The sequence below is a fragment of the Ensifer sp. NM-2 genome (assembly GCF_003024455.1).
GTDB lineage: Bacteria > Pseudomonadota > Alphaproteobacteria > Rhizobiales > Rhizobiaceae > Ensifer > Ensifer canadensis.
Genome location: NZ_PVZR01000019.1, coordinates 134608 through 141924, shown reverse-complemented (window position 1 = coordinate 141924; position 7317 = coordinate 134608). Strand labels below are relative to the sequence as shown.

Here is a 7317-nt window from a genome sequence, read left to right as displayed (position 1 = left end):
GGCAGATCTTCCGGCACAGGCGATCAAGTATGTTCGCCAGGTCGAGGAACTCATCGGTGCACCGGTGGCTCTTCTTTCGACCAGCCCGGAGCGGGACGACACAATACTTGTGACGGACCCCTTTGAGGACTAGTGTCGGCGGACTGACATTGCGTCGTGATCGCAAACACATGCCTGAGCGTATGAGAAAGTTCTGATGGCGGATTTTGTTGCAGTTATTCGCAGGACCGTTGACGGCCTGTCGGAAAACACACCGGAAATGCGGGATAAGGTCTACGAGAAGGCGCGCGCCGCCGTGCGTCGCCAGCTCGAGAATATGAATCCGCGTCCGTCGGACGATATGATCAATCGTCAGCTGGCAAAGCTCGAAAACGCGATCGGCGAGGTCGACAGCGAATATGCTGAGGCGCTTCCGGCGGTCGACGAGGTCGAGCCAGAGGCTGAAGTCGTGGATGCGGTCGTGCCCGCTGAGGCGGAACCGGAACCGGGCGAAGTCGTCGAGACGCCTGTCGAGCAGGTCGAGTCCGAGGCGGAAAGCGAGCCGGTGACGGCCGCTGCCGAAGAACCGGCGACAGAAGCCGTTGGCGATGTCGAGCCTGCTGACGCCGACTCGTCCGTCGAGCATGATGAGCAGCTGTATGCCGAGCCCGTGCCCGCCGAAGCAACGGCCGAACACGCCGAAGCCGTCGAAGAGCAGGCCGAGCCGACTTGGCAGCCGCCGGTCGAGGACGAGCAGCCGGTCGAGGCACAGGCGCATGATGAGGAAATCGTCGCACCCGCCCAGCCTGCCGCTGAAGAGGTCTATGACCACGCGCCGGTTGCCCCCGCCATCGAGCCTGAACCCGAATCGGTGCAGGATGCGACCTGGGATGCGCCCGCTGTCGCGCCTGCTCCGGAAACGTCAGCGCGTTCGGAGTGGGAACTGCCGGACTGGGAAGACACGAAGCCCGCTCCTGAGCGTTCCTCACTGGACGCGAAACCGGACAACGTGGTCGACGATGCCGGTGCACCTGAGTTGCTCGGCATGCATCCCGTCGAGGAAAAGCCTGCCGAAATAGAGCCAGCGGCGCCGAAAGCGGATGCCAGCCGTTCCTGGTCGTTCGACGACGACGATCCGTTTGCCTCGATCACCGAGCGCCCGGCTCAAAAGGCCAGCGACGCCGAAATTTCCGATTGGTCGTGGCCGGTCGAAAAGACATCGCCAACGCCGGCCGCAAACTCGGCGGAGACCGCAAGCCAGCAGGAACGCGCCGGCACGGCCTGGGATCACATTGACGATCTTCTGGGTCTTGAAGGCGGCGCGACAACGGCGGCCAGCGCTGCTGCGGGAACTGCGACGGCCAAGGATGCCGATCGCGGCATCGAGATGCCGGCGCGGCCGACTTCGTATCGCACGACGCCAAAGCCTTCGCGCTTCAGCGTCAAGCGCCTGGTGATCGTCGCCGGCCTGCTGCTCGTGCTCGGCGGCGGCGGGTTTGCCTACTGGCAAAACCGGGAAGCGGGCAATGCCTGGATCTCCGGCATGGTCGCTTCGATCACATCCGCTGTTTCCAGTAATGGCGAGACGCCCGCAGAACAGCAGAGCACGCCCCCCGCGCAGACCGGCGAGACCGCGACCCAACAGCCCGGCGGGCATGACGACACGGCTGTTCCGGACAACACGTCGACGAAATTTACCCAGCGCCTGCTTGCCGATGGCTCGGAAACCGATGCCGGCCCGGCCGTCTTGAACGGTGAAAGTGCCGCGCAGGAAGGCAAGTCGGTCGCACCGCAGACCGAAGCCGGAAAACCGCAGGAAGAAGCGGCCGGTACGCCTGGTACCGACGCCGGAACGCCTGGTACAGGTCTGCAACCCGGCGCTCAGCCGGCACAGCCGGATGTTGCGGTTGCCAACGGCGAAAAGATGTTCCTCTACGAAGAGCGGCTCGGCCAATCCTCTCCGACCGCCATTCCAGGAACGGTCGCCTGGTCGGTCAAGGAGGAGTCGCCGGGTGGCGACGCCAAGCCGGAACCGGCAATTCAGGCTCAGATCACTGTGCCGGACCGCGGGCTGACGGCGCTGATGACGATCAAGCGCAATGCGGATCCGTCCCTGCCGGCGAGCCACGTGATCGAGTTCGTGTTCTCGCTGCCGCAGAACTTCGAAGGCGGCGCCATAGACGGTGTGCAGCGCGTTTCGATGAAGCGGACGGAGCAGGATCGTGGCGATGCGCTGATCGCGGTACCCGCCAAGATCACCGACGACTTCCACATGATCGCGCTCAACGACTTCGCCGAAGCGGTCGGCAGCAATACCGAACTGCTGCGCAGCCGCGGCTGGATCGATATCCCGCTGACATACCGCAACGGTCGCCGCGCCTTGCTGACGCTTGAAAAGGGCCAGAGTGGCAACGAAGCCTTCAGCCAGGCGATGCGCGCTTGGGGATCGTCAGGCAATACGGCAGCGACAGGCCAATAGGGCCGGACACGCTGAAGCAGAAACAACAAAAAACCCGGCGAGAACTTCGCTGGGTTTTTTCGTTTCCTGTTATCCCAAGCCTCGGACTTATGCGCCTTCGACGACGCGCAAGGCTTGGGCATTCTCCAACGCCGCCTTGCGGACGGCGTCCTGGACCTTTTCAAAGGCCCTGACTTCGATCTGGCGCACGCGCTCGCGGCTGATATCGAACTCAGTCGACAGGTCTTCGAGCGTCAACGGATCTTCGGTAAGGCGGCGCGCCTCGAAGATGCGGCGTTCACGATCGTTGAGCACCTTCATCGCGTTTGCGAGCAAGGCCTTGCGGCTGTCCAACTCGTCCTGCTCGATCAGGATCTGTTCCTGATTGTCGTGGTCGTCGACGAGCCAATCCTGCCATTGTCCGGATTCGCCTTCGCTCGCCTTGATCGGCGCGTTCAGCGAAGCATCGCCGGACAGGCGACGGTTCATCGAGATGACCTCGTCCTCGCTGACCTTCAGCGTCGTGGCGATTTCCTTGACGTGCTCAGGCTTCAGGTCGCCTTCGTCGAGCGCCTGGATCTTGCCCTTGAGGCGACGCAGGTTGAAGAACAGCCGCTTCTGGTTGGCGGTCGTACCCATCTTGACCAGCGACCAGGAGCGCAGGATGTATTCCTGGATGGCGGCCTTGATCCACCACATGGCATAGGTCGCCAGACGGAAGCCGCGATCGGGCTCGAACTTCTTGACGGCCTGCATCAGGCCGACGTTGCCTTCAGACACGACTTCGCCGATCGGCAGGCCGTAGCCGCGATAACCCATCGCGATCTTGGCGACGAGGCGCAGGTGGCTGGTGACGAGCTTGTGAGCGGCGTTGCGGTCGTCATGCTCCTGATACCGCTTGGCGAGCATGTACTCTTCCTGCGGCTCGAGCATGGGAAATTTGCGGATTTCGTCGAGATAACGATTGAGGCCGCCTTCACCAGCGGCAATGGACGGCAAATTGTTTCGGGCCATGAAGCACCCCCCTTTATAGTCTCCGGCCTCCGGGCGGCAGGCCGGGCATGTGGGTCTTCGTTAAGACCCCACGAAGCTACAAAATAAGTACGGCGAAAGCATGATTCAAGGAGTCCGGTTTCACTAACATGTGACGCCGGAGGCAAGACAGATCACGAATAGAGGCGCAGTTAAGATTGGAATCCTGCGGCCGAAATTCAAGAGGTGGCGCTACGTTGCGCCACGCAGGGCCTCGACCAGGGCCGCCATGTCTTCAGGCATCGGGGCCTCGAAGTGCATGGTCTCGCCGGTCGACGGATGTTCGAACTGCAGCATGAAGGCATGCAGGGCCTGGCGGTGGAATTGGCTGACCACGGACTTTGCCGCTTCCGGCAAGAGGTTGGCCTTGGTGCGGAAGGCCGCGCCATATTCCGGGTCGCCGATCAGCGGATGCCCGATGTGAGCCATGTGCACGCGGATCTGGTGGGTGCGACCGGTTTCGAGGTGGCATTCCACCGTCGATGCCAGGCTGGTGCCGTCGGGCTTTTCCAGATAGCGCTCGACGACCTCGTAATGGGTGATCGCTTCGCGGGCGTCGTCGCTGTCCTCGCGTTTTACGGCGCGCTTGGTGCGGTCTCCCGCCCGGCCGAGAGGGGCGTCGATGGTGCCCTTCAGCTGGCGCGGACGGCCCCAGACGACGGCCCGGTAGGCGCGCTCGAGCGGGCCGGTGCGGCCGTGATCGGCAAACTGGTCCGACAGATGGCGATGGGCGGCGTCGTTCTTGGCGACGACCATGACCCCGCTCGTTTCCTTGTCGAGGCGGTGGACGATACCGGGCCGCTTGACGCCGCCGATGCCCGAGAGGCTGTTGCCGCAATGGTGGATGAGAGCATTGACCAGCGTGCCCGTCCAATTGCCGGCGCCGGGATGAACGACAAGCCCTGCCGGCTTGCACAGGACGATAAGGTGGTCGTCCTCATAGAGCACGTCGAGCGGGATATCCTCGCCCTTCGGCTCCGGATCTTCCGGCTCGGGCAGGTCGATCTCGAAATGGTCGCCCGGCTGGACCTTCTTCTTCGGTTCGGTCACCAGCTTGCCGTTGATCGAAACAGCACCCTGCTCGATCAGGCTCTTGATCCGGTTGCGGGAAAACTCGCCCGAAAGTGCCTCGGTCAGGAAGGAATCGAGCCGCCCTGCGGCGTCCTCGCCCGCCGTCAGGACTTTCCTATTGGCTGCTGCTTGTTTAAAGGGGTCGTTCATTCCGTTTTAATTCCGATAAAAGGCCAATCATGACCGCGACCGCGCCCGATGACCAGGAAGACAAGCCGCTAGACCCGGCGATGGAGAATGTTCGCCGCAAGATGGTGCGGCTGCAACTCGTCTCGGCAGGCGTGATGTTGGTCATGCTTATGGCTGTCCTCGGAACGATTGTCTACAAGCTGACCCGCACGGACGAAAAGGCGCAGGCGCAATCCGCAGCCATCGCCGTTCCGAGCGAGGCGCCGGTCAATGCGGTTGCCGCCCTCCCGGCCGGCTTCACGGTGACCAACGTCGCGCTGTCGGGCTCGCAGGTGCTTTTCTACGGCAATCTGCCCGGCGCCGAGCCGCGCGCCATCGTCTTCGATATCGCCGCCGGCCGCATCGTGGCCGACATCACCGTCAGGACCAACTGACGGTATGAGCTCAAGCGCCTCGCCTCCGATCCGCATCGATGATCCGGCAGATCCGCGGATCGCCGGCCTCGTGTCGATCAAGGAGCGCGACCTGACGGGCCGACAGGGGCGTTTCATCGCTGAAGGCACGGTGGTGCTGCGCATGCTGGCGGCGGCGCATCGCTCCAACAGCGGGCTTGGCGCCGAGGCCATCCTGCTTCTCGAAAGCCGTGTGGCCGGCGTGGAGGCCATTCTGGCGGAATTTCCCGCTGACGTGCCCGTCTATGTGGCGGCGGCACCGGTGTTCGACGCGATTGCCGGCTTCAACATGCACCGTGGCGTGCTGGCACTCGGGCGCCGTGACGGCGTTGCCGGCCGGGACGCGCTGCTCGCCTCACTGCCGGCTACGAGCCTTGTGCTCGCAGCCTGTGGCATCTCCAATCACGACAATATGGGCTCGCTGTTTCGCAATGCGGCGGCCTTCGGCGTCGATGCGGTGCTGATGGATGAGACGAGCTGCGATCCGATGTACCGCAAGGCGATCCGCGTTTCCGTCGGCTCGGTGCTGACTGTGCCGTTTGCGCGCGAAGGGTCGGCGGCGTCGCTGATCGAACGGCTGCAGGCCGAGGGCTTTGCGATCTGGGGGCTGTCGCCGGCCGGCGAAACCGACATCGGCGGAATACCGCCGGCCAGGCGCACTGCCTTGCTCGTCGGAACGGAAGGTGAGGGGCTGCCGCCGGCCATCCTGAAATCCATACGCACCGCGCGCATTCGCCAGCGGCCCGGGCTCGACAGCCTCAATGTCTCGATGGCAGCCGGCATCGCGCTGCATCAGGTCGCCTTGATCAACGACCGGATCTGACGCGCACCGAAAGTGCCTATTCCTTCGGCAGGATTTCCTTTGCCCGCTTTGCCAGGCTCTTGCGGCCGGCCACATCGTTCTTGTCATCACCCGCGAGCAGGCTGAGGATCGGCGAGGCGGCGCCCTCGCGCGTTGCCGTCAGAGCCACCATGCCGGCGGCAATTTCCGCCACTTCCTCGCGCAAGGCATCGTCATGGGCGGTCGTCTTGGAATTGGTCAACCGTTCCGACAGGGCGGCCGCACGGTTCTTGAGTTCATGCGAAAGCGCCGCAGTTTCCAGCGGCGGCACGCCCGGTTGCTCGATGAGCTGCGCAGGGTGCGCGGCAACGCCCTCCGACGGCTCGCTGCCGCTTGCGCGACGGTCCTTGCGCGCTGGGAAGGCGATACCTGCCGCGCGCAACACCTTGGCGGCATCCCGCATGTCCTGGTTCACGTCTTTCACCTTGGTCTTCAGTCGTTCGATTTCATCGGCGCGTCGCTCGAGCGCGCTTTCGCGATCGGCGCCTGCAGCCAGTTCCCGCGAAAGCTTGTCTTCCAGTCGCTGCAGGCGGCTCTCGTCACGGGCAAGACGCAGCTCCATTTCCTTGGCATGCGCGCTTTCCGTCTTCAGATCTGCACGCAGCGCATCGCGCTCGTCGCGGAGCGTCGCGACGCGGCTCTTGAGGTTTTCGGCCTCTGTCTCGCCGGCGGCAAGGTCGAGGCGTAGATTGTCGATGGCGGCGGCCTGTTGCGCCAACTGATTGGTCAGAGTCTTGATCGTTTCCGCCTTGCCGGCGTTGTCGCGCTCGACGGTTTCGAGCGAAACCTTCATGCGCTCCAGTCGCTGCTCGAACTGTCGGATCGCCGAGCGCATGTCGGCGGCTTCGACGTTCATGTCGGCAAGCTGGGAATGCAGATCGGCATTCTCGCCGTTCAGGCGGCGTGCCTCCTGCAGTGTCTTCTCGTTGTTGAGCATCAGCGATACGCCCTTGTCGCGCTCGCGCTTCAGGGCTTGCTGCGTGCGTGCGTTCTCGGCGGCAAAGGTGGCGCGGGCGGCATCTTTCTGGGCGCGCACTTCCTGGGGGCTGAGCGGCATGGTCGCCTTCAGACGATCCTCGGCAAAGCGCACGATGCGGCGGTGAATGGCCGGCGCGACGAGAAGGCCGATGATGATCGCCGTCAGGAAGCCCAGGGCAAAGAGGAGCGAGAATTCAATCACGAGCTGGCCGTTTCAAAGCTGGACCGGAAGCAAACGCCCCGCCCGACCATCATAGTCAGAGCAAGGCGCTTGATGTTACTTTCCTGCACTAAACATGACGTTTCGTGCGCTGCAAGTATTTGACGCGGGATTTCGCCAAAGCGCACCCGCCATCTACAGCGCCGCGCGTCTTGTT

The 7317-nt window shown here is 63.5% G+C and carries 7 protein-coding genes; 4 read left to right on the top strand and 3 right to left on the bottom strand.

The features are described from left to right. The coding region (locus tag C6558_RS29430; protein ID WP_199197067.1) for an adenylosuccinate synthetase at nucleotides 1-133 on the top strand (133 nt) is incomplete at its 5' end. A 63-nt stretch (nucleotides 134-196) separates the two neighbouring features. Then, nucleotides 197-2458, top strand: a complete 2262-nt coding sequence (locus C6558_RS29425; RefSeq protein ID WP_057217914.1) for a hypothetical protein — start codon at nucleotides 197-199, stop codon at nucleotides 2456-2458. An 87-nt stretch (nucleotides 2459-2545) separates the two neighbouring features. On the opposite strand, the gene rpoH is transcribed toward C6558_RS29425, so the two are convergent. Beyond that, entirely contained in the window at nucleotides 2546-3451 is a 906-nt protein-coding gene (rpoH, locus tag C6558_RS29420) for an RNA polymerase sigma factor RpoH (protein ID WP_025424714.1), read from the bottom strand. A gap of 210 nt (nucleotides 3452-3661) precedes the next feature. Then, nucleotides 3662-4690 carry an RluA family pseudouridine synthase gene (locus C6558_RS29415; protein WP_025424713.1) on the bottom strand — a complete coding sequence of 343 codons (1029 nt, stop codon included), beginning with the start codon at nucleotides 4688-4690 and terminating at the stop codon, nucleotides 3662-3664. A 29-nt stretch (nucleotides 4691-4719) separates the two neighbouring features. Between C6558_RS29415 and C6558_RS29410 the strand changes: the two genes are divergently transcribed. Both C6558_RS29410 and C6558_RS29405 read left to right on the top strand, forming a co-directional pair. Then, nucleotides 4720-5103: a hypothetical protein gene (locus C6558_RS29410; RefSeq protein WP_025424712.1), complete on the top strand. Its 384-nt coding sequence runs from the start codon at nucleotides 4720-4722 to the stop codon at nucleotides 5101-5103. 4 nt (nucleotides 5104-5107) lie between these two features. Beyond that, the gene (locus C6558_RS29405; RefSeq protein ID WP_057217911.1) at nucleotides 5108-5944 is read left to right on the top strand and encodes an RNA methyltransferase; all 837 of its coding nucleotides are present in this window, start codon (nucleotides 5108-5110) and stop codon (nucleotides 5942-5944) included. Between the two features lie 16 nt (nucleotides 5945-5960). Here the strand turns inward: C6558_RS29405 and C6558_RS29400 are convergent, their stop codons facing one another. Continuing rightward, nucleotides 5961-7142 (bottom strand): hypothetical protein, encoded by a 1182-nt coding sequence (locus C6558_RS29400; RefSeq protein ID WP_057217910.1) that lies wholly within the window; start codon nucleotides 7140-7142, stop codon nucleotides 5961-5963. Nucleotides 7143-7317 lie beyond the last annotated feature (175 nt).